The sequence below is a fragment of the Lysobacter sp. H23M47 genome (assembly GCF_015209765.1).
In the GTDB taxonomy this organism is placed as follows: domain Bacteria; phylum Pseudomonadota; class Gammaproteobacteria; order Xanthomonadales; family Xanthomonadaceae; genus Novilysobacter; species Novilysobacter avium.
Genome location: NZ_CP063658.1, coordinates 1,702,452 through 1,723,320, shown reverse-complemented (window position 1 = coordinate 1,723,320; position 20,869 = coordinate 1,702,452). Strand labels below are relative to the sequence as shown.

Sequence of the window (20,869 nt, the reverse complement as noted above, 5' to 3'; positions counted from 1 at the left end):
GTGAAACGCAGGTGGCGCGAATCGGCAAACCGCCGCATGAGCGGCCGAAAGTTCTCGGAGCCGGGCCGCGTCCGTACAATGACCGTGCTGCAGCGCGCCTCCACAGCCCGGATGGCGGAACTGGTAGACGCAACGGACTTAAAATCCGTCAGCCGCAAGGCTATCCGGGTTCGATTCCCGGTCCGGGCACCAGGTCGCAGCGTCGGATGCGGCTTGCTGAACCGATCCGGGCGCCGTTGTTGCCGGACGATGCGAACATGGGCGCCATCCCCCGACTTTCGCGGTGCTGCCGATGTCCCGTTCCCGGTCTGTTTCCTGTGCGCTGGCTGCGCTCGGCGCGCTCGCGCTTCCGTTGCAGGCGTCTGCATCGCCTGCCGATGAGTCCTATGACAGCGCTGCTTTCGACCGCTGCATCGCCGGGGTGCGCACGCAGGCGCTCGGGGCCGGCATAAGCGCTGCGGTGTTCGACCGGCACGTTGCTACCGTGACCCCCGACGTGTCGGTGCTGCCGCTGCTGGACAGCCAGCCCGAGTTCAAGACACCGATCTGGGACTATCTCGCGGGTCTTGTCGATGCGGAGCGCGTCCAGGACGGGCAGGCGATGCTGCGCGAGCACGCCGCCACGCTGAAACGGGTCGAGAGCCAGTACGGCGTGGATCCGGCGACCGTGGTGGCGGTGTGGGGCGTGGAAAGCAACTTCGGCAAGACCTTCGGCAAGCGGCCATTGCTGACGTCACTCACTACGCTCTCGTGCATGGGCCGCCGGCAGCCGTTCTTCCGCGGCGAGCTGATTGCGACGCTGCAGATCGTCCAGGCCGGCGACGTGGCGGCGGACAAATTGGTCGGCTCCTGGGCGGGCGCCTTCGGCCACACCCAGTTCATGCCGTCCACCTACCGGCGCATCGCGGTGGACTTTGACGGCGACGGCCGACGCGACCTGGTCGGCAGCGTTCCCGATGCGCTGGCTTCCACGGCCAACTACCTGAAGCGCTCGGGCTGGCGCACCGGTGAGCCCTGGGGCCACGAGGTGCGGTTGCCGGCCAATTTCGACGCGTCGGTTGCCGGGCGCACCTCGCGCAAGCCGCTCTCGTTCTGGACCGGCCGTGGCGTCACCCGCGTGGATGGAGCGCCGCTGACTGGATCGGACAAGGCGACGGCGCTCATGTTGCCGGCGGGCAAGTCGGGGCCCGCGTTCCTGGTGTTCAAGAACTTCGACGCGATCTACTCGTACAACGCGGCGGAGAGCTACGCGTTCGCGATCGCGCTGCTGAGTGACCGCCTGCGCGGGCAGGGCGGACTCGTCACTGCATGGCCGACCAATGATCCGGGGCTGTCGCGCCTCGAGCGCCGCGAGTTGCAGGCTTTGCTGCTGCAACGCGGCCACGATATCGGCGAGGTCGACGGCATGATCGGCAGCGCCAGTCGCGCCGCGATCAAGCTTGAGCAGGAGCGCCTGGGCATGAGCGCTGACGGACGCGCGGGGCAGAAGATCCTCCGCGCGCTGCAACGGGCGACCGGCGGCCCTGAGGTCGGCGCGCAGGGTTAAGCGCACCAAGGCATCAACCGGGTCTCCACCGCTGCCGGTTATCCTCGTGGCCTGACCTGAACCATCCCACCTGACCGGACCACCCGCATGCTGCGTTACCTGCCGTATTTCCTGAGCATCCTGTTGACCGTGCTGACCGGCCTGCTCGCCGTGCTGGTGGCACCGGGATGGGGCTGGGCGGCGCTGGTGTTTGGCTGCATCGCTGCATTGGGTACCGCTGACGTCCTGCAGCGGACCAGCGCGTTGCGGCAGAACTATCCGGTGATCGCGCACTTCCGCTACGGCCTGGAATCCATCGGTCCGGAGATGCGCCAGTACTTCATCCAGGCCGATACCGCCGAGGTGCCGTTCTCGCGCCTGCAGCGTGCACTGGTCTACCAGCGGGCGAAGTCGGTCAACGACACCCGCCCGTTTGGCACCATGCAGGACGTGTACGCCAACGACTACGAGTGGATCAACCACTCGATGGCGCCCGTGCCCCATGGCGACCCGAACTTCCGCGTGCTGATCGGCCCCAATACCGCGCAACCGTACCTGGCCAGCGTGTTCAACATCTCGGCGATGAGTTTCGGCTCGCTATCGGCCAATGCCATCCGCGCCCTCAACAAGGGCGCGATGATGGGCGGCTTCTACCACGACACCGGCGAGGGCTCGATCTCGCCCTATCACCGCGAGCACGGCGGCGACCTGGTCTGGGAAATCGGGTCGGGCTACTTCGGCTGCCGCAATCCGGATGGCACGTTCAATGCCGAGCGCTTTGCTGCCAACGCGACCCAGCCGCAGGTCAAGATGATCGAGATCAAGCTGTCGCAAGGCGCCAAGCCCGGCCACGGCGGGGTGCTGCCGGCAGCGAAGGTCAGTCCGGAGATCGCGGTCACCCGCGGTGTCGAGGCGGGGGTTGAGTGCGTGTCACCCGCGCGCCACAGCGCGTTCTCGACCCCGGTGGAACTGCTGCAGTTCGTGGCGAGGCTGCGCGAGTTGTCTGGCGGCAAGCCGACCGGATTCAAGCTCGCCATCGGCCATCCGTGGGAGTGGTTCGCGATCGCCAAGGCGATGCACGAGACCGGCTTGCTGCCCGACTTCATCGTCGTGGACGGCGCGGAGGGCGGCACCGGCGCGGCGCCGGCGGAGTTCATGAACCACGTAGGCGTGCCGATGCACGAGGCGCTGATGCTGGTCCACAACACCCTGGTCGGGCTGAACCTGCGCGACGACATCCGCTTGGGCGGAGCGGGGCGGATCATCAGTGCGTTCGACATCGTGCGTACGCTGGCGATGGGCGCCGACTGGTGCAACTCGGGGCGCGGTTTCATGTTCGCGGTGGGCTGCATCCAGGCCCAGAGCTGCCACACCGATCGCTGCCCGACCGGCGTGGCGACCCAGGATCCGGCGCGCTGGAAGGGCCTGGACGTGACGGACAAATCGATCCGCGTGCAGGGATTCCACCGCAACACGCTCAATGCCCTGCGTGACCTGCTGTGCGCGGCCGGCCTGAGCGATCCCGGGGAGGTCGGTCCCGAACACATCCTGCGGCGGGTTTCGCCCACCGAGGTGCGATCGCTGGCGGCGCTGTACAACTTCCTCGAGCCCGGCCAATTGCTGTCCGGCATCCCCGACCACGCCGTGTTCCAGTCCTACTGGGCGAGCGCACGCAGCGACTCCTTCGACGCGCCGCAGCAGGTGATGTCGATGCGCGAAAGCAAGGCGCGCTGAGCGCGGTCAGAGGATCTGCAGCACGTTCTCCGGCGGCCGGCCAATCACGGCGCGCCCGTTGTGGACGAAGATCGGGCGCTCGATCAGGCGCGGGTGGGTTGTCATCGCCTCCACGATCTCGTCATCCGTCCTGGTCGGATCGGCCAGGCCAAGTTCGGCGTACTCGATCTCGCCGGTGCGCAGCAACGCGCGCGGCGGCATGTCGAGCATCTCCAGCAGCGAGCGCAGCTCGCCGGCATCGGGCGGGTTGTCCAGATAGAGGACGACTTCTGGCTGGATGCCTTTTTCCTGCAGCAGCTCGAGGGTGCCGCGCGACTTTGAGCAGCGGGGGTTGTGGTAGAGGCGGGTGTTTTTCATGGGGCGGTTCCTGGACAGTCTTGGACGCTCATCCTAGCGTCGCAGACGGATGCCGAGATTTGCGAACGTTCGATCGAGCGTCACGAAGCCTGGAGACACGCCTGTCTTCTGTCGCGTTTCGCACACTACAACAGCGCTACGGGAGCGCATACGCAACCCACCGCACGAGCGCGGATGATCAGTCCGCCGCCTCTCTACCTCCACTGTCCTAACTTCGCCACCCCATTGGTTATGGCGCGCCCGCCTACTAGACTCACCCGACAACTCATCCAGTGAGACGGCGGCGGGCCAATGTCGGTTCCGGCCACAGGGGATACAAACATGGATTCGAGCCAGCTCAGCTGGATCACCAACTTCATCTGGGGCATCGCCGACGATGTCCTGCGTGACCTTTACGTGCGCGGCAAGTACCGCGACGTCATTCTGCCGATGACGGTGCTGCGCCGGTTGGACGCGGTACTGGAGCCAACCAAGGCCGAGGTCACCAAGATGAAGGCGAATCTCGATGGCGCCGGCATCACCAACCAGGATGCCGCATTGCGCCAAGCGGCCGGACAGGCGTTCTACAACACCTCGCCGTTCACCCTGCGCGACCTGCGCAACCGCGCCAGTCAGCACAAGCTGCGCGCCGATTTCGAGCACTACCTGGACGGCTTCTCGCCGAACGTGCAGGACATTCTGGAGAACTTCGAGTTCCGCAACCAGATCCCGCGCCTTTCCAAGGCCGACGCTCTCGGCACCTTGATCGAGAAATTGCTCGATCCGGCCATCAATCTCGGCCCCAAGCCGGTGCTCGACGGCGAGGGCAACATCCGCCAGCCCGGCCTCGACAACCATGCGATGGGCACCGTGTTCGAGGAGCTGGTCCGCCGCTTCAACGAGGAGAACAACGAGGAAGCCGGCGAGCACTGGACCCCACGCGACGCAGTCAAGCTGATGTCGCGTCTGATCTTCGACCCGGTCGCCGAGCAGATCGAATCGGGCACCTACCTGCTGTACGACGGCGCCTGCGGGACTGGCGGCATGCTGACCGTGGCCGAGGAGACGCTCACCGCGTTGGCGGCCGCCCAGGACAAGCAAGTCTCGGTGCACCTGTACGGCCAGGAGATCAACGCCGAAACCTACGCCATCTGCAAGGCCGACCTGTTGCTGAAGGGCGAAGGCGACGCCGCCGACAACATCGTTGGTGGTCCCGAGCATTCCACCTTATCCAACGACGCGTTCCCGGCCCGCGAGTTCGACTTCATGCTGTCCAACCCGCCCTACGGCAAAAGCTGGAAGAGCGACGCCGAGCGCATGGGCGGCAAAGGGTCGATCACCGATCCGCGCTTCCTGATCGAGCACGCCGACGACCCCGAGTACTCGCTGGTCACCCGCTCCAGCGACGGCCAGATGTTGTTCATGGCCAGCATGCTGAGCAAGATGAAGCGCAACACCGCGCTCGGCAGCCGCATTGCCACAGTGCACAACGGCTCCAGCCTGTTCACCGGAGACGCAGGGCAGGGCGAGAGCAACATCCGCCGCTGGATCATCGAGAACGATTGGCTGGAGGCGATCGTCGCGCTGCCGCTCAACATGTTCTACAACACCGGCATCGCCACCTACATCTGGGTGATGAGCAACCGCAAGCCGGCGCAACGCGAAGGCAAGGTGCAGCTGATCGATGCTACCCAGTGGTACAAACCGCTGCGGAAGAACCTGGGCAAGAAGAACTGCGAACTGGCCGAGGCTGATATCCAACGCATCGTCGAGACGTTTCTCACGTTCGAGGAAACCGAACAGTCGAAGATCTTCGACAACGCCGCGCTGGGCTACCACAAGGTCACCGTCGAGCGCCCGTTGCGGCTCATGGGCATTGATCCCGAGCACACCTACAAGCCGGCCGAGATCAAGAAACTCAAGGAATCGGCCGAGCGCAGCGAAGACGCCCCGCCGGTCATCCGCAAGATCCACAAGAAGGGCATCCAGGCCGATCCGTTGCGCGGCCTGTTCGCCGCCACGATCAACGGCAAACCGGCCGTGGTCGAGTACGAGCCGGACACCGATCTGCGCGATACCGAGCAAGTGCCGCTGCTGGAGGAGGGCGGCATCGAGGCCTTCTTGGAGCGCGAGGTGATTCCGCACGCACCCGACGCCTGGTACGTGTCGGGCACCCTCAAGACCGGCTACGAGGTCAGCTTCACCCGCTACTTCTACAAGCCGGCGCCGATGCGGTCGCTGGACGAGATCCGTGCCGACATTCTGGTGCTGGAGCGGGAGACCGAAGGACTGCTCGGCGAAATCATCGGTACGTCGGACGAGCGGGACGAGGCGCGAGCGTGATTGACGGTCTCAAGCCTTATGCGGAGATGAAGGATTCGGAATTGTGTTGGCTCGGTGATATTCCGGCGCACTGGCGGGTAAAGCGTGCCAAGGCTGTTCTCCGCCGCATCGATGTGCGTTCAAGTGCCGGTGCCGAGGAGCTTTTGACAGTCTCGTCGGCGCGGGGCGTTGTGCCTCGGCGCACGGCAAACGTCACGATGTTTCAGGCCGAGTCCTACGCCGGGCATAAGTTGTGTTGGCCTGGTGACTTGGTCATCAACAGTTTGTGGGCATGGGGAAAGGGGCTGGGCGTGTCGCAGCATCATGGCATCGTGAGTACAGCCTACGGTGTTTACCGGGCACGAGATGCCAGCGGAATTCTTCCCCGTTACCTGCATGAGCTGGTTCGTTCGTCGCCGTTCCATTGGGAGCTTCAGGTCCGATCCAAGGGTGTTTGGATTTCTCGCCTGCAGCTCACGGATGAGTCGTTTCTCAATGCACCGTTGGTCGTTCCACCATTAGACGAGCAGGCTGCCATCGTGCGGTTTCTCGATCATGCGGACCGGCGTATCCGGCTCGCGATCGCGGCCAAGCAGAAGCTGATCAAGCTGCTGGAGGAACAGAAGCAGGCCATCATCCACCGCGCTGTCACCCGCGGCCTCGACCCCGATGTCTGCCTCAAGCCCTCGGGCGTCGCGTGGCTGGGCGATGTGCCCGCGCATTGGGAAATAACTCGGCTTGGTCGTCTCATCAAATTGACGACCGGGTTTCCATTCAAGAGCGACGGCTTCACTCACGTTGACGACGATATCCGTCTTATGCGAGGAATCAACGTCTCTCCAGCGCGATTGCGCTGGGATAACGTTGTGCGTTGGCCCATGTCCGAGCGCCCAAATTTCCGTGAGTACGAACTGATCCCGGGTGATATTGTTTTGGGAATGGATCGTCCAATCATCCAGCGCGGCATTCGGCTCGCGGTGGTAAAAGAGGTTGACGTGCCGTCGTTGCTCTTGCAGCGAGTTGCGCGAATTCGGGTCCGTGGCGATCTCAATGCAGAGTTTGCGGCCTTGCTTCTATCGGGCAGAAATTTCGCGAGCTATCTAGCTCCGATATTTACGGGGATAAGTGTCCCGCATCTGAGTCCGGAGCAGATCAAGGCTTTCCGACTCGCGCTGCCGAGAGCGGAGGAGCAGCAGAAAATCGTGGAGGACGTGACGGTGCGTACTGGGGCAATCCGCTCTGCTATTGACCGTGCCGAACGCGAAATCGAACTCCTCCGCGAGTACCGCACCCGCCTGATTGCCGATGTTGTCACCGGCAAGCTCGACGTGCGCGAGGCGGCGGCGCGGCTGCCCGATGAAGTCGAATCAGCCGAGCCTGCGCGCGACGAATTCACCGCCGATGAGGAGAGCGATCCGATCGAAGTCGATGATGAAGCGGAGATCGAGGGCGTCGCCGGATGACTGCGGTTGTCGCCCAGCAGATTTCAGCGTTTCATCCCATCGTTCCCATTTCAGGTATGATCGTTCCCGTTATGGGAATGAAAACCGCCAATCAAGTTCCGGCAGCGCCCACCGGCCTGGCCGACGTGCTGTTCACGCCGGTGCAGCAGCGCGTGCTGGGGCTGCTGTTCGGCCAACCACAGCGCCGCTACCAAAGCGCTGAACTGATCCGTCTGGCCGGCTCGGGCACGGGCAGCGTGCATCGTCTGCTCACCCGTCTTGCCGAGGCGGGGCTGGTGAACACCGACCGGGTCGGCAACCAGAAGTTCTATCAGGCCAATGCGGAGTCGCCGGTATTTGCCGAGTTGGCTGGGTTGGTCCGAAAGACCGTCGGGTTGGTCGCGCCCCTGCAGGCGGCGCTGGCGCCATTGTCGGAGCAGATCGCCACCGCCTTCGTCTACGGTTCCATTGCCAAGGGTAGCGACCGCGCCGACAGCGATATCGACCTGCTGGTGATTGCCGATGACTTGGACTACGCGGCGTTGTATGCAGCGCTGCCCGAGGCCGAAGCGGTGCTGTCGCGCCCGATCAATCCCAGCCTGATGACCCGCGCAGACTGGCGGCGCAAGCGCGCCGAGCCGGACGGCTTCGTCGCACGTATCGACGCACAGGCCAAGTTGTTCGTGATCGGGTCGGACGATGACCTCGGCTGAACTCGACAACCTGGTGCGGATCGGCAAGCTCAAGCGCGAGCCGGCCTCAAAGCGCGAGTTGCGGGGGCTGCAGGAGTCCGCGTTGTCGCGACTGGCCGACGCCGAGACCACCAGTCTCAGTTTCGACAGCCGGTTCGACCTGGCCTACAACGCGGCTCATGCGCTGGCCTTGAGTGCGCTGCGGCGGCTCGGCTATCGCTCGGACAACCGCTATCTGGTGTTTCAGGCGCTGCCGCACACAACCGGCCTGCCGCCGGAGGTGTGGCGGGTGCTGGCCAAGGCCCACGACCGGCGCAACCTGGCCGAGTACGAGGGCCATCTGGAACACGACGAGCAATTGTTGGACGACCTGATGGCGGCTACCCGCAGGTTGCGGGACACGGTGGCGACGTTGCCGCCGTTGCCGCCGCCAACGGAAGCACGCTGAAGACGCAAGCCGAGGGGGGAGCAACGCCATGAGTCCGGATGGATTTACCGATACCAGCGAACGCGGGCTGGAGGATCTGATCGTCTCGGCACTGACTGCGGGGCAGAAGCCCGGCGGCGGCGTTGATGATGCTATCGGGCTGTACGGCAGCGGCGGCTGGATCCTCGGCAACTGGCGCGATTACGAACGCGAGTACGCGGTTGATCTGGTGCAGCTCGCGGAGTTCCTGCAATCCACCCAGCCCAAGGCGGCTGAAGCGGCGCAACTGGGCGAGGACGGTCCGACGCGGCGCAAGTTCCTGGCGAGGCTACAGGGGGAGGTCACCCGGCGCGGTGTCATCGATGTGCTGCGCAAGGGCATCAAGCACGGGGCGCACCATGTTGATCTGTTCTACGGCACGCCGACCCCGGGCAACACCAGAGCCGAGGGTCTGTTTGCAGCGAATCGTTTCAGCGTGACCCGGCAGTTGCGCTTCAGTCGCGATGAGACCCAACTCGCGCTGGATCTGGCGTTGTTCATCAACGGCCTGCCGGTAGCGACCTTCGAGCTGAAGAACAGCCTGACCAAGCAGACCGTCTCCGACGCGGTGCAGCAGTACAAGAACGATCGCGACCCGAAGGAGTTGCTGTTCGGTTTCGGCCGCTGCCTGGCGCACTTCGCGGTGGATGATGCCGAGGTGCGGTTCTGCACCCACCTCAAGGGCAAGGATTCGTGGTTCCTGCCGTTCAACAAGGGTTGGAATGATGGCGCGGGCAATCCGCCCAATCCCGATGGGTTGAAGACGGACTATCTGTGGAAGGAGGTGCTGACCCGCGCCGGCCTGACCGAGATTATCGAGAACTACGCGCAGATCGTCGAGGTCGAGGACAGGAAAACCGGCCGCAAGAAGCGCACCCAGATTTTCCCGCGCTATCACCAGCGCGACGTGGTGCGTGCGTTGCTGGCCGATGCCGAGGCGCGAGGCGCCGGGCGGCGATACCTGATCCAGCATTCGGCCGGTAGCGGCAAGTCCAACTCCATCGCCTGGCTGGCGCATCAGTTGGTCGGGCTGGAGCACGGGCAGACACCGGCCTTCGACTCGATCATCGTGGTCACCGACCGCCGCATCCTCGATAAGCAGATCCGCGACACGATCAAGCAGTTCGCCCAAGTTGCGGCGACGGTGGGCCATGCGACCGTCTCGGGCGACTTGCGGGGGTTCATCGAGGGCGGCAAGAAAATCATCATCACCACCGTGCAGAAGTTCCCGCACGTGCTGGACGAAATCGGCAACGAGCACGCGAATCGCAATTTCGCGATCATCATCGACGAGGCGCATTCGGGGCAGGGCGGCAAGGCTGCCTTGGCGATGAACCGGGCGCTGACCGGCGGCGGCGATGACGACGACGACGAGTCCACCGAGGACAAAATCAACGCCCTGATGGAGGCCCGCAAGCTGCTGCCCAACGCCAGCTACTTTGCCTTCACCGCCACGCCCAAGAACAAGACGCTGGAGATCTTCGGCGAGCCGGTGCCGCAACCGGACGGCACGGTGAAACACCGGCCTTTCCACAGCTACACGATGAAGCAGGCGATCGAGGAGCGCTTCATCCTCGACGTGCTCAAGCATTACACCCCGGTCAACAGCTACTACAAGTTGATCAAGAAGATCGAGGACGACCCCGAGTTCGACATCCGGCGGGCCAAAAAGAAGTTGCGCCACTATGTCGAAAGCCACAGCCACGCGATCCGGCTGAAGGCTGAGATCATGGTCGACCATTTCCATCAGGATGTACTGGCGCGGCAGAAGATCGGCGGCAAGGCGCGGGCGATGGTGGTCACCAGCGGCATCCAGCGCGCCATCCAGTACTTCCATGCGATCACCGAATATCTGGCCGAACGCAAAAGCCCGATACGCGCCATCGTGGCGTTCTCGGGCGAGCATGACTACGCCGGCAAGAAGGTGACCGAGGCCAGCCTCAATGGCTTCTCCTCCAACCTGATCGCCGAGCGCATTGCCGAAGATCCGTACCGGTTGCTGGTGGTGGCCGACAAATTCCTGACCGGCTATGACGAACCGCTGTTGCACACGATGTACGTGGACAAGCCGCTGTCGAACATCAAGGCAGTACAGACATTGTCGCGACTCAACCGCGCGCATCCGCAGAAGACCGAGACGTTCGTGCTGGACTTCATGAACGACTCGGACACCATGCGCGATTCGTTCGAGCCGTACTACCGCACGACGCTGCTGTCGGAGGAAACCGACCCGGACAAGCTGCATGACCTGCAAACGGCGCTGGATGGCAGCCAGGTCTACTCACCGGATCAGCTGGAACAACTGGTGGAGCGCTTTCTTGGAGGGGAGCCGCGCGATCGGCTCGACATCATCCTCGATGCCTGCGTGGCCACCTACAACGAGCTGGACGAGGACGCCCAGGTGGACTTCAAGGGCAAGGCGAAGGCCTTCGTCCGCACCTACGCGTTTCTTGCGGCCTTGCTGCCATACACGCACGCGGACTGGGAGAAGCGCTCGATCCTATTGAATCTGCTGATTCCGAAACTGCCAGCGCCGAAGGAGGAGGACCTGGCGCAGGGCATCCTCGAATCCATCGACATGGACAGTTACCGCGTCGAGAAGCAGACGGCGATGAAGGTCGCGCTGGCCGACCAGGATGCCGAGATCGGACCGGTGCCTGCGAGTGGCGGTGGACATCGGCCGGAGGCAGAATTGGATCGCCTGTCGAACATCGTCAAGACCTTCAACGACCAGTTCGGCAACATCGCGTGGCAGGACGATGACCGCATCCGCAAGTTGATCACCGAAGAGATACCGCAACGGGTGTCGGCAGATCCGGCCTATCGGAATGCACAGGCCAATTCGGGGCGTGAAAACGCGCGTATCGAGCACGACAAAGCGCTCGGGCGGGTGTTGATTTCCCTGATGAAGGACGACACGGAGTTGTTCCGGCAGTACAGCGACAACGACGGGTTCAAACGATGGCTGACGGACACCGTCTTTGGATTGACCTACCAGCCGACCCCGATGTCGGAAGCTCATCTACAGTCAAGCATCTAGGGGAGATACCGCCTGAGTATGGGGGGCTTTTCCTGCCGGACCGCAAGAGCATGCTTCCCACTGATCCATTGCCTGAAAAGGAGGAGAAGTGTTCAAGGAAGCGCGAGCGGTTTCCGTACTGGCGTCCGTACAACGAAAAAGACCATCCGACAAAGATGGCCTCCTCGACTTCAATCCCTTGAGACATAAGGAATGCGATTGGTGGGCGGTGCAGGGATCGAACCTGCGACCCTTGCCGTGTGAAGGCAATGCTCTACCGCTGAGCTAACCGCCCGAAATCCGTTGTCCGGATCATCCGGCCGATTATACGGCAGCCCTGAATCCGCGCAACCGTTGTGTTGCGCTGGGACTGCAGGCCGCGCTCCGTCGCAGTTGCCGCATGCCTGAGCGGGCAGGTGCGACCATGACGCGCTCTTGCAGGCAACCCGCCGAACATGGGCCCTCCAGACCGGAGTGGCCGATGAGTGATGCCCCTGCGCCGAAGCCCGCCTCATCCGTCCGCATCGGCTGCGCTGGCTGGTCGATCCCAACGCGTGCGGCGCACCTGTTCGGTGCCGGGGACAGTCATCTTGAGCGCTACGCGATCCGCTTCGACGTGGTCGAGATCAACTCCTCGTTCTACCGGCCACATCAGGCGAAGACCTGGTCCCGCTGGGCGGACACGGTGCCATTGGGGTTCCGGTTTTCAGTGAAGCTGCCGCGGCAGATCACCCACGAGGCGCGGTTGGTCGAAGTCGACACGCTGCTGGGTGAGTTTCTGGATCAGGTCGCCGGCCTGGGCGCGAAGCTCGGCGGGTTCCTCGTGCAGCTGCCGCCGAGCCTTGTCCTCGACATGCGAGTGGCGGAGGCATTCTTCGGCTTGATGCGACAACGCGTAGAGGTGCCCATTGCGTGCGAGCCACGCCACCCGAGCTGGTTTGACGCCGAGGCCACGGACCTGTGGGAGGGCTTTTCGCTCACCCGCGTGGCCGCAGACCCGGCACGCGTGGCGGGAGCGGAGTCGCCCGCCGGTCCAAGGTCCGCGCGCTGGCGCTACTGGCGCCTGCACGGCTCGCCGCGGATGTATTACAGCCGCTACGAAGACCCGGTGCTCGAGCAACTGGCGCCGCAGCTTCTGCAGCGCGGCACGGCGACAGCGCCGGCGTGGTGCATTTTTGACAACACTGCTGGCGGCCACGCGATGGAGGACGCGGCAAGGCTGCAAGAGCTTGTCGGGCGCGGCTGAGATCAACCGGATCGGCCAGTCACCCCCGCGGGGCGTAGGCGATCAGGGCGATGGCGACGATCGCCAGCGCGATCGCCAGGCGGTTCCAGCGGCTGGTCGGCTCCCGGAACACCGCGACGCCGACCAGCGTTCCCAGCACCACCACGCCGATGTTCATCGCCGCGAACACCACCGCCGGGCTTTCGGGCAACGCCTGGTGCGCGCGCACGTAGAAGACGATGTTGCCGAAGTTGAGCAGTCCCAGCAGCAGTCCGGCGGCGAAGCTGGACCTGTCCAACCGCGCGGTTCCACGCGCATGGCGGATGACCTGCCAGCCGGCCATGAGCACGAACGCCAGCACGAAGGCGACCTGCAGCGAGGCCATCGACGGCGTGCCCGACTGGGCGACAAGTTTCAGCAGCACGTCCACGCAGGCGAACCCCACCCACACCGTGAGAAGCGGCATCCACACCATCCGCCCGTTGCCGGCTGACGCGGGCCGCGCAAGGATGCCGGCCACGGCGACCAGTCCCAGCGCGAGCCCCACCAGTTTGACGACGCTGGCGGTTTCCCCGAACACGGTGAACGCGGCAACCAGCGAGAGCAGCAGGGAAAGGCGCTGGGCGACGTCGGTCCGCACGATGCCGGCCTGGCGCACGGCGCTGGCAAGCACCAGGAACAGCGACGGCAGCAAAACCCCCAGTCCCAGCAACACCCACCAGTGGCCGCCGGCGCTGCGCAGGCTGCCCAGGTCCGGGCGCAGCAGCAGCGCGCACAGCACCGCGGCAACCAGGTAGTTCCAGGTCACCATCTGGGCGACATCCAGACGCTTGCGCGGAGCGATTTTCAGCAGTACCGAGACGAGGACGCTGCACAGGACGCTGAGGCCGATCAGGTGCATGCGTGCGTCCGGTCGGAGCAGGAGACAGGGAATTTCATCGGCGACATTGTCGGTTCCAGCCGCCATTTCCGCCAGCATCCGCACGCACAGGCGGCGCTGGGGGTTCTGACCTCCGTGTCTTCCGGCCGGGCCTGCGGTCCGCGCGTCGCGCGCCGGCTGCTATTCGCGCCAACCTGCGCGACAATAGGCGCTCGAGTCGACGCGCGTCTGCGCCCGTTCTCTCCATGCATCCCACGTGCCGCGCTGCGGCCGTCAAACCCCTTCCTCCACAGGAGCTGGACATGTTCAGCCATTTGCCGCTTTACGCGGGTGACCCGATCCTTTCGCTGCAGCAGGCGTACCTGGCCGAGACGCGCGCAGACAAGGTCAACCTCGGCATTGGCGCCTACCAGGACGCGAACGGTGCGATTCCCACGCTGCGCTCCGTGGCGGCGGTTCGCCCGCAGATCGCGGCCGATTTGGGCGCAACCCCGTACCTCCCGATTGCCGGATCAAAGACCTATCGCGACGCGGTGACCGAGCTGGTGCTGGGCACTGAGCGCTACGGAAAAGTGGCCGAGCGCGCGGTGGCCATCCAGTCGCTGGGTGGCTCGGGTGCGCTGAAGGTTGGCTGCGACATGCTCAAGCGCCACTTTCCCGATTCCGAGGTTTTCATCAGCGCGCCGTCGTGGCCGAACCACCAGGCCATCTTCGAGACCGCAGGATTCAAGGTCGGCAGCTACCGTTATTTCGATTCGGCGACCAACGGCGTGGATTTCGACGGCATGCTCGCCGACCTGGAGCAGATGCCGGCGCGCAGCATCGTCATCCTGCATCCGGCCTGCCACAACCCGACCGGCGCGGACCTGACCCGCGCGCAGTGGGATGAGGTGGTCACCGTGGTCGCCGAGCGCGGCCTGCTGCCGTTCCTGGACATGGCCTACCAGGGCTTTGCCGAAGGCATCGATGCCGATGCCTACGCCGTGCACGCAATGGTCGATGCCGGCATCGCGCTGCTGCTGAGCGTGTCGTTCTCCAAGACCTTCTCGCTGTACGGCGAGCGGGTCGGCGCGCTGGTGGCGGTGTGCGATGACGCCGACGTTGCACGTCGCGTGCTTAGCCAGATGGAGATGTCCATCCGCGCCAACTACTCCAGTCCGCCGACGTTCGGTGGCCGCATTGTCACCAGCGTCCTCACCGACGCGGCCCTGCGCAAGGACTGGAAGAACGAGGTCGAGGAGATGCGATCCCGAATGCTGCAGATGCGCGAGCGGCTGCATGCCGGGATGAAGGCGCGCGTGCCGTCACTCGATGTCGACTACCTGCTGACCCAGCGCGGCATGTTCAGCTACACCGGCCTCAATCCGGCCCAGGTCGAGCGCCTGCGCGCCGAGCACGCCATCTATGCGGTCGGGTCCGGGCGCATCTGCGTCGCCGGCCTGCGCGATGAAAACGTGGACCGGGTCGCCGATGCGTTCGCGCAGGTGATGGACGACCCAGGAGCGAGCTGATGGGCAAGCCGCGCGGACAACTCAAACTCGACGGGTTCAACCACCTCACCAAGTCGCTGAGCTTCAACATCTACGACATCTCCTACGCGGTGTCGGAGACCCAGCGCCAGCGCTATATCGAGTACATCGATGAGGAGTACGACGCCGACCGGCTGACCGAGATCCTGCTCAAGGTCGCCGACATCATCGGTGGCACCGTGCTGGACGTCGCGCGCCAGGATTACGACCCCCAGGGCGCTTCGGTGACGATCCTGATGTCGGACCGTCCCGCTGCCGTGCCACCTGCGCGCGGCAGCACCGTGGGGCACATGGACAAAAGCCACATCACCGTCCACACATATCCGGAGATGCATCCCGACAACGGCATCGCGACGTTCCGGGTGGACATCGACGTGGCCACCTGCGGGCTGACCTCGCCGCTGGAAGCGCTGGACTACCTGATCAAGCAGTTCGACTCGGACGTGGTGATCTGCGACTACCGGGTGCGTGGGTTCACCCGCAACGCGAAGGGCAAGAAGCACTTCATCGACCACAAGATCAACTCGATCCAGGAGTCGATCCACAAGCGCCTGCTGGACAAGTACGAGTGCCGCGACGTCAACGTGTACCAGGAAAATATCTTCCACACCAAGATGCACCTGAAGAACTTCAACCTGGACGACTACCTTTTCAGCGAGATGGCCCAGCAGCTGTCGTTCCGTGAGCGCATGCGCATCGAGCACCTGCTCCGCAAGGAGATCATCGAGCTCTACCAGAGCTCACCGGTCGACTAGGTGCGGCTGCATACGCAGGCATAACCGGGCGGCGGGCATCCTGAGCGGGAAATCCCTCCAGAGTCCCGTTGACCATGGACCTTGATGCGCTGCTGCTGTCGCGGATCCAGTTCGCCTTCACCATCTCGTTCCACATCATCTTCCCGGCCATCACCATCGGCCTGGCGAGTTACCTGACGGTCCTTGAAGGCGCCTGGCTGTACACCAGGCGCCGCGTCTACCTGGACCTCTACCAGTTCTGGATCAAGATATTCGCCGTCGCCTTCGGCATGGGCGTGGTGTCCGGGGTGGTGATGGCCTACCAGTTCGGCACCAACTGGAGCGAGTTCTCGCGCTTTGCCGGTGGCATCACCGGCCCGCTGCTGGCCTACGAGGTGCTTACCGCGTTCTTCCTGGAAGCCGGTTTCCTGGGCGTGATGCTGTTCGGGATGAAGCGCGTCGGCCCCGGCCTGCACATGTTCTCCACCGCCGCCGTCGCGGTCGGCACGCTGATCTCCTCGACCTGGATCATTGCCTCCAACAGCTGGATGCACACGCCGCAGGGCCACGAAATCATCGACGGCATCGCGGTGCCTGTGGACTGGCTGGCGGTGATCCTCAATCCGTCGTTCCCGTTCCGCCTGACCCACATGGTGATCGCCGCGTTCCTGGCCACCGCGCTGCTGGTCGGTGCCAGCGCGGCCTGGCAGATGCTTCGCAGGCGCGATAATCCGGCCATACGGACGATGTGGTCGATGGCCCTGTGGATGGTGCTGGTGACAGCGCCGTTGCAGGCGATCGTGGGCGACTTCCACGGCCTGAACACGCTCGAGCACCAGCCGGCAAAAATCGCCGCGATGGAGGGCCATTGGGAGAACACCCCGGGCGAAGGCGTGCCGCTGACGCTGTTCGCCATCCCCGACATGGAGCAGGAGCGGAATCGCTACGCGGTGGACATCCCGAACCTGGGCAGCCTGATCCTCACCCACAGCTGGGATGGGCAGTTCGCCGGGCTCAAGGAGTTCGCACCCGAGGACCGGCCCAATTCGACGATCGTGTTCTGGACCTTCCGCGTCATGGTCGGACTGGGTCTGCTGATGATCGCGCTGGGCCTGTGGGGCGCGTGGAGCCGCATTCGCGGCAAGCTGCATATCTCGCGCGGATTGATGCGTTTCGCGCTGCTGATGGGTCCGGCGGGACTGGTCGCCATCCTCGCCGGCTGGTTCACCACCGAGATCGGCCGCCAGCCCTGGATCGTCCAGGGCCTGATGCGCACCTCCGAGGCGGTGTCGGCGCACGCCGCCGGCCAGGTCGGCCTGTCGCTGGCGATCTTCGTGGTGGTGTATTTCCTCCTGTTCGGAGCGGGCACGGTCTACATCCTGCGCATCATTGCCCGGGGACCGGAGGCCGGCGACGGCGATGCACCGCCCGACGGTGGTCCCGGGCGCAGGAACCAGCCCGGCCGGCCGATGTCGGCTGCCGGCGAACGCGAACCGGGGAATTCGGATGATCGCCGCGCCAGCGAGACCACCTACGCGAAACCTGCCGGCGCAGCCAACCTGGGAGGGCCGCTGTAATGGGTATCGACCTGCCACTGATCTGGGGCGTGATCATCATCTTCTCGATCATGATGTACGTGGTCATGGACGGCTTCGACCTCGGCATCGGCATGCTGTTTCCGTTCTTCCCGGAAAAAGATGACCGCGACATCATGATGAACACCGTCGCGCCGGTCTGGGACGGCAACGAGACCTGGCTGGTGATGGGCGGCGCCGGACTTCTGGCCGCGTTCCCGCTTGCGTACGCGGTCGTGCTCAGCGCGCTCTACCTGCCGCTGATCCTGATGCTGGTCGCGCTGATCTTCCGCGGCGTCGCGTTCGAGTTCCGGTTCAAGGTCGAGGAGGGCAAGGAGCGCGCGTGGGACTGGGCGTTCATTGCCGGATCCTATGGCGCGACGTTCTTCCAGGGCGTGGTGCTGGGCGCTTTCATCAACGGTTTTGCGATGGATGGCGACCGCTTTGTCGGCGGAGCGTTCGACTGGTTCACCCCGTTCTCGATGTTCACCGGTGTCGGCCTCGTCGTCGCCTACATGCTGCTGGGCAGCACCTGGTTGCTGATCAAGACCGAAGGCGAGCTGCACGACGACCTGCGCCTGCGCACGCGCCATTGGGTGTGGGCGCTGCTGGGCGCGATTGTCGTGGTGAGCATCTGGACCGCGATGTCGCAGCCGGCCATTGCGGAGCGCTGGTTCAGCATGCCGAATCTGCTGTTCTTCGCCCCGGTGCCGCTGCTGGTCGGGGCCGTCATGTTCGCTCTACTGCGCTCGCTGCGCGGCGAGTCCCACACCTCGCCATTCCTGCTGACGCTTGCGCTCGTGTTCCTGGGTTACAGCGGTCTGGGCATCAGCATCTGGCCGAACATCCTGCCGCCCAAGATCAGCTTCTGGGAAGCCGCTGGGCCGCCGCAAAGCCTGGGCTTCACCCTGGTGGGTGCGCTGCTGATCATTCCGATCATCCTGGGCTACACGGGGCTGGCGTACTGGGTCTTCCGCGGCAAGGTGAGGGCCGGAGAGGGTTACCACTGATGCCCGTTCGGACTCCGGTCGACGGACCTCGCAGGCCTCACTGGGTCAGGCGGATGGCGTGGCTCGTGCTGATCTGGTCGGCGAGCGTCGCCACGTTGGCGCTGGTTGCGCTGGCGATCAAGGTGATCATGCGCGCGGTCGGCATGACGACCTGAGGCGGTCAACCGGCCACGCTGGAAATCAACTCCAGTTGCATTGCAGGAAGCGCACCGGGGCTTCACTGCCCGGCGGCGGTTGCAGTTGCACGCGCGAATAACGCAGGTCCTCGTAGGGCGCGAGCACCTTGCAGATACCGTCTATCTGTTGCTCGCTGGCATCCGCGTCCACCAGGGCCACCAGGGTGGAGCGGGTCGCCCACGAGGCGCGGGCAATCCCCGGCAGGCGGCTGACGGCGGCAGCGATGTCGCGGCGCTGCTCCTCCTCGGTGCCGGCAATCGCCGGGGATTGGACAACAGCGGTTGCCTCGCCTCGACCTGATCCATCGGCGTCCGCCGGTGAGGCCACGGGCGCATCGGTGGCATCGCGCGTCGGATCCACGACCGCGTCGGGAATCAGGAGCGACGCCAGCAACCCGGCCAGTAGCGCGACCACCCACACGACCCCGGTCGCACGGACGGTCAGCCGCCGCGCGCGTGACGTGATGTCGTTGTGCAGGCTGGGCGGGAGCAGGGGGCTGATCAGCGGCCACAAGGTAGCACCGTCGATCAATTCGATATCCTGCGGGTGTTTCCGCAGCTCGCCCTGGATGGTGCCCAGGGTCGCGATGATGCCGCCACTGGCATTGCTGTCGCGCACGGCGGCCGACATCTGGCTGACCATGCCCGGATCGATCCGGTAATCCACGCCCTGCTTGAAACTCAGCAGCCAGGTCTGGTCGCCACGGTTGAGCAGCAGATCGGCGTTCTGGCCCCTGTCGGCGTCCGGTGCCAGGCGACTGGCGGAAAACCCCTGGGCCTCCAGCGCCTCGATGACGAAGCGGGACGATTCGCGCCAGCGCATGGCGGCGAGTGCGCGCAGGCCAAGCGCGACGACCGAGGCGCGGTTGTGGACCAGCCAGAGCCACGCGCTTCCCGCCGTCCCCAGGATCAGCGCAATCAGGAAGGCGGTGGTCATTGGTGAGGCACTGAGCATGTCGGATATCGGGCGGCGGGCGCCGGAGCGGGGCGACCCCTCAATATACGCGGCGAGACCTGTCCTCAGCTGAATCGCTTGTCCAGTACGCGGCGCAACTCGGCCTCGATCGGCGCCTTCATGGCCGCAAACAGGAAGCCAAGCGTTGCGGTGACGTTGAGGCTGGAAGGTGCCACTTCGATCTGTCCTTCGATTCCGCTGCGGTCGAAATGCAGCGTGTCGCTATCCCAATGGCACACGACCCCGAATCGCTCGGTCAGCTTGTCGGCAATTTCCTGGACCGCGGCGCGCGCCTGCTGCGGCCCCATGGTGTGGGGGTGTTGGATATCGATATCGGGCATGCGGATCTCCGTGGGCAGACGCCAGTGTTGGGGGCGGAAGCGAAAGGCTCAAGTCGAACCGCATACCGGTGCCCGCGCGCGTGGCGTGCATGGTAGATTTCGCCGCAGTGAATACCCTAAGACTGCGATTCGCCAACGGCGAGCGGGACGACCTGGTGCTCGGCGCCGGCGTGCATGCCGTCGGCCAGGACAATGACGGCCATCCGTGCCTGCTCGACGACTCCCATGACGCGCGCCTGCAGATATCCATCGACCGCCGAGGCATCTGGCTGCAGTTGCGCGAGCAGTCGCAGGTAATGCATGTCAACGGTCGACCGGTGCGGCGTATGGCGATGCTGCGGGCCGGGGACGTGTTGCACCTGGACGGAGTGGACCTGACCCTGGTGGGTGCGCGGCCGGGACCGGCTCCGGCGACGGCCGCGAATGATCCACCCAGCGCGCGCGCGGTCCTGCGTGCGGTCGGCGGGCCGCACCACGGTCGCTGCTTTGATCTGGACCACCCGTGCGTTGTCGGAAGCCGGCCAGAAGCGGACCTGTGCATTGCCGAGCCAGGCATTCCCGATCAGCACTCACGGCTGGAGCCGCACAGTGACGGCGTCAGCTTCCGCACGCTCGGCGCATCCGGCGGTATCGAGGTCAACGGGCATCGGCTGGACGAAGGGCTGCTGATGGCCGGGGACCAGGTGGTGTTCAATGCCAGCCATCGATTTGTATTGGAAGCGCCGCGGGCAATGGCGCCGCCCGAGCCCGTCGTGCAGGAGGCTGCCGTTGAATGGACTCCAGCCGAGGCTGGGCCCCAACGCTCCCCTTTGATGGCGTCGCTGAGGCGCATTCCCTGGCTGCTGCTTGCGGCACTGCTGATGGCCGGCGCACTGGCACTTCTGCTGCTTTACGGGGTGCGCTGAGCTA

At 64.7% G+C, this 20,869-nt stretch carries 18 protein-coding genes and 2 tRNA genes; 15 read left to right on the top strand and 5 right to left on the bottom strand.

Translation table 11 applies throughout. The annotated features are described in order from the left end of the window. Nucleotides 1–105 precede the first annotated feature (105 nt). The 3 genes from INQ43_RS07740 to INQ43_RS07730 all read left to right on the top strand — a co-directional run bounded on the left by INQ43_RS07740 (nucleotide 106) and on the right by INQ43_RS07730 (nucleotide 3,259). Nucleotides 106–192 (top strand) — tRNA-Leu (locus tag INQ43_RS07740). A gap of 94 nt (nucleotides 193–286) precedes the next feature. Beyond that, the gene (locus INQ43_RS07735) at nucleotides 287–1,546 is read left to right on the top strand and encodes a lytic murein transglycosylase (protein WP_228062680.1); all 1,260 of its coding nucleotides are present in this window, start codon (nucleotides 287–289) and stop codon (nucleotides 1,544–1,546) included. An 87-nt stretch (nucleotides 1,547–1,633) separates the two neighbouring features. Further along, on the top strand, nucleotides 1,634–3,259 hold the full coding sequence (locus tag INQ43_RS07730; RefSeq protein ID WP_194036061.1) for an FMN-binding glutamate synthase family protein: 1,626 nt from the start codon (nucleotides 1,634–1,636) through the stop codon (nucleotides 3,257–3,259). 6 nt (nucleotides 3,260–3,265) lie between these two features. On the opposite strand, the gene arsC is transcribed toward INQ43_RS07730, so the two are convergent. Then, on the bottom strand, nucleotides 3,266–3,616 hold the full coding sequence (gene arsC, locus INQ43_RS07725; protein ID WP_194036060.1) for an arsenate reductase (glutaredoxin): 351 nt from the start codon (nucleotides 3,614–3,616) through the stop codon (nucleotides 3,266–3,268). 321 nt (nucleotides 3,617–3,937) lie between these two features. Here arsC and INQ43_RS07720 point away from each other — a divergent pair, with 321 nt between their 5' ends. The 5 genes from INQ43_RS07720 (at nucleotide 3,938) to INQ43_RS07700 (ending at nucleotide 11,557) form a co-directional block, all read left to right on the top strand. Continuing rightward, a complete protein-coding gene (locus INQ43_RS07720) occupies nucleotides 3,938–5,938 on the top strand; it encodes a class I SAM-dependent DNA methyltransferase (RefSeq protein ID WP_194036059.1) in 2,001 nt (666 codons plus the stop codon). Further along, the gene (locus INQ43_RS07715; RefSeq protein ID WP_194036058.1) at nucleotides 5,935–7,380 is read left to right on the top strand and encodes a restriction endonuclease subunit S; all 1,446 of its coding nucleotides are present in this window, start codon (nucleotides 5,935–5,937) and stop codon (nucleotides 7,378–7,380) included. Before INQ43_RS07720 ends, INQ43_RS07715 begins: the two co-directional genes overlap by 4 nt. A 77-nt stretch (nucleotides 7,381–7,457) precedes the next feature. Beyond that, nucleotides 7,458–8,072, top strand: coding sequence for a nucleotidyltransferase domain-containing protein (locus INQ43_RS07710; protein ID WP_228062441.1), 615 nt, complete (start codon nucleotides 7,458–7,460; stop codon nucleotides 8,070–8,072). Next, nucleotides 8,059–8,499, top strand: coding sequence for a hypothetical protein (locus tag INQ43_RS07705; RefSeq protein WP_194036057.1), 441 nt, complete (start codon nucleotides 8,059–8,061; stop codon nucleotides 8,497–8,499). Before INQ43_RS07710 ends, INQ43_RS07705 begins: the two co-directional genes overlap by 14 nt. A 28-nt stretch (nucleotides 8,500–8,527) precedes the next feature. Further along, nucleotides 8,528–11,557 carry a type I restriction endonuclease subunit R gene (locus INQ43_RS07700; RefSeq protein ID WP_194036056.1) on the top strand — a complete coding sequence of 1,010 codons (3,030 nt, stop codon included), beginning with the start codon at nucleotides 8,528–8,530 and terminating at the stop codon, nucleotides 11,555–11,557. 199 nt (nucleotides 11,558–11,756) lie between these two features. On the opposite strand, the gene INQ43_RS07695 is transcribed toward INQ43_RS07700, so the two are convergent. Beyond that, nucleotides 11,757–11,831: transfer RNA gene (locus tag INQ43_RS07695), tRNA-Val, on the bottom strand. Nucleotides 11,832–12,017: 186 nt separating this feature from the next. Here INQ43_RS07695 and INQ43_RS07690 point away from each other — a divergent pair. Continuing rightward, nucleotides 12,018–12,782, top strand: a complete 765-nt coding sequence (locus tag INQ43_RS07690; RefSeq protein WP_194036055.1) for a DUF72 domain-containing protein — start codon at nucleotides 12,018–12,020, stop codon at nucleotides 12,780–12,782. 19 nt (nucleotides 12,783–12,801) lie between these two features. Here the strand turns inward: INQ43_RS07690 and INQ43_RS07685 are convergent, their stop codons facing one another. Next, nucleotides 12,802–13,662 (bottom strand): EamA family transporter, encoded by an 861-nt coding sequence (locus INQ43_RS07685; RefSeq protein ID WP_194037617.1) that lies wholly within the window; start codon nucleotides 13,660–13,662, stop codon nucleotides 12,802–12,804. Between the two features lie 275 nt (nucleotides 13,663–13,937). Here INQ43_RS07685 and INQ43_RS07680 point away from each other — a divergent pair, with 275 nt between their 5' ends. The 5 genes from INQ43_RS07680 (at nucleotide 13,938) to INQ43_RS07660 (ending at nucleotide 18,643) form a co-directional block, all read left to right on the top strand. Continuing rightward, nucleotides 13,938–15,152, top strand: coding sequence for an amino acid aminotransferase (locus INQ43_RS07680; RefSeq protein ID WP_305058390.1), 1,215 nt, complete (start codon nucleotides 13,938–13,940; stop codon nucleotides 15,150–15,152). Then, on the top strand, nucleotides 15,152–15,925 hold the full coding sequence (gene speD, locus INQ43_RS07675) for an adenosylmethionine decarboxylase (RefSeq protein WP_194036053.1): 774 nt from the start codon (nucleotides 15,152–15,154) through the stop codon (nucleotides 15,923–15,925). Before INQ43_RS07680 ends, speD begins: the two co-directional genes overlap by 1 nt. A gap of 68 nt (nucleotides 15,926–15,993) precedes the next feature. Then, nucleotides 15,994–17,481, top strand: a complete 1,488-nt coding sequence (locus INQ43_RS07670; RefSeq protein ID WP_343221381.1) for a cytochrome ubiquinol oxidase subunit I — start codon at nucleotides 15,994–15,996, stop codon at nucleotides 17,479–17,481. Continuing rightward, complete coding sequence (gene cydB / locus INQ43_RS07665; protein WP_194036052.1) at nucleotides 17,481–18,488, top strand: cytochrome d ubiquinol oxidase subunit II; 1,008 nt, start codon at nucleotides 17,481–17,483, stop codon at nucleotides 18,486–18,488. The genes INQ43_RS07670 and cydB overlap by 1 nt, the downstream gene beginning before the upstream one ends. 53 nt (nucleotides 18,489–18,541) lie before the next feature. Further along, on the top strand, nucleotides 18,542–18,643 hold the full coding sequence (locus INQ43_RS07660) for a DUF2474 family protein (RefSeq protein WP_255518451.1): 102 nt from the start codon (nucleotides 18,542–18,544) through the stop codon (nucleotides 18,641–18,643). 25 nt (nucleotides 18,644–18,668) lie between these two features. Here INQ43_RS07660 and INQ43_RS07655 read toward each other — a convergent pair whose 3' ends face one another. Next, nucleotides 18,669–19,601, bottom strand: coding sequence for a restriction endonuclease (locus tag INQ43_RS07655; protein WP_194036050.1), 933 nt, complete (start codon nucleotides 19,599–19,601; stop codon nucleotides 18,669–18,671). 83 nt (nucleotides 19,602–19,684) lie between these two features. After that, nucleotides 19,685–19,960: a polyhydroxyalkanoic acid system family protein gene (locus INQ43_RS07650; protein ID WP_194033747.1), complete on the bottom strand. Its 276-nt coding sequence runs from the start codon at nucleotides 19,958–19,960 to the stop codon at nucleotides 19,685–19,687. Between the two features lie 107 nt (nucleotides 19,961–20,067). Between INQ43_RS07650 and INQ43_RS07645 the strand changes: the two genes are divergently transcribed. Next, a complete protein-coding gene (locus tag INQ43_RS07645) occupies nucleotides 20,068–20,865 on the top strand; it encodes an FHA domain-containing protein (RefSeq protein ID WP_194036049.1) in 798 nt (265 codons plus the stop codon). Nucleotides 20,866–20,869 lie beyond the last annotated feature (4 nt).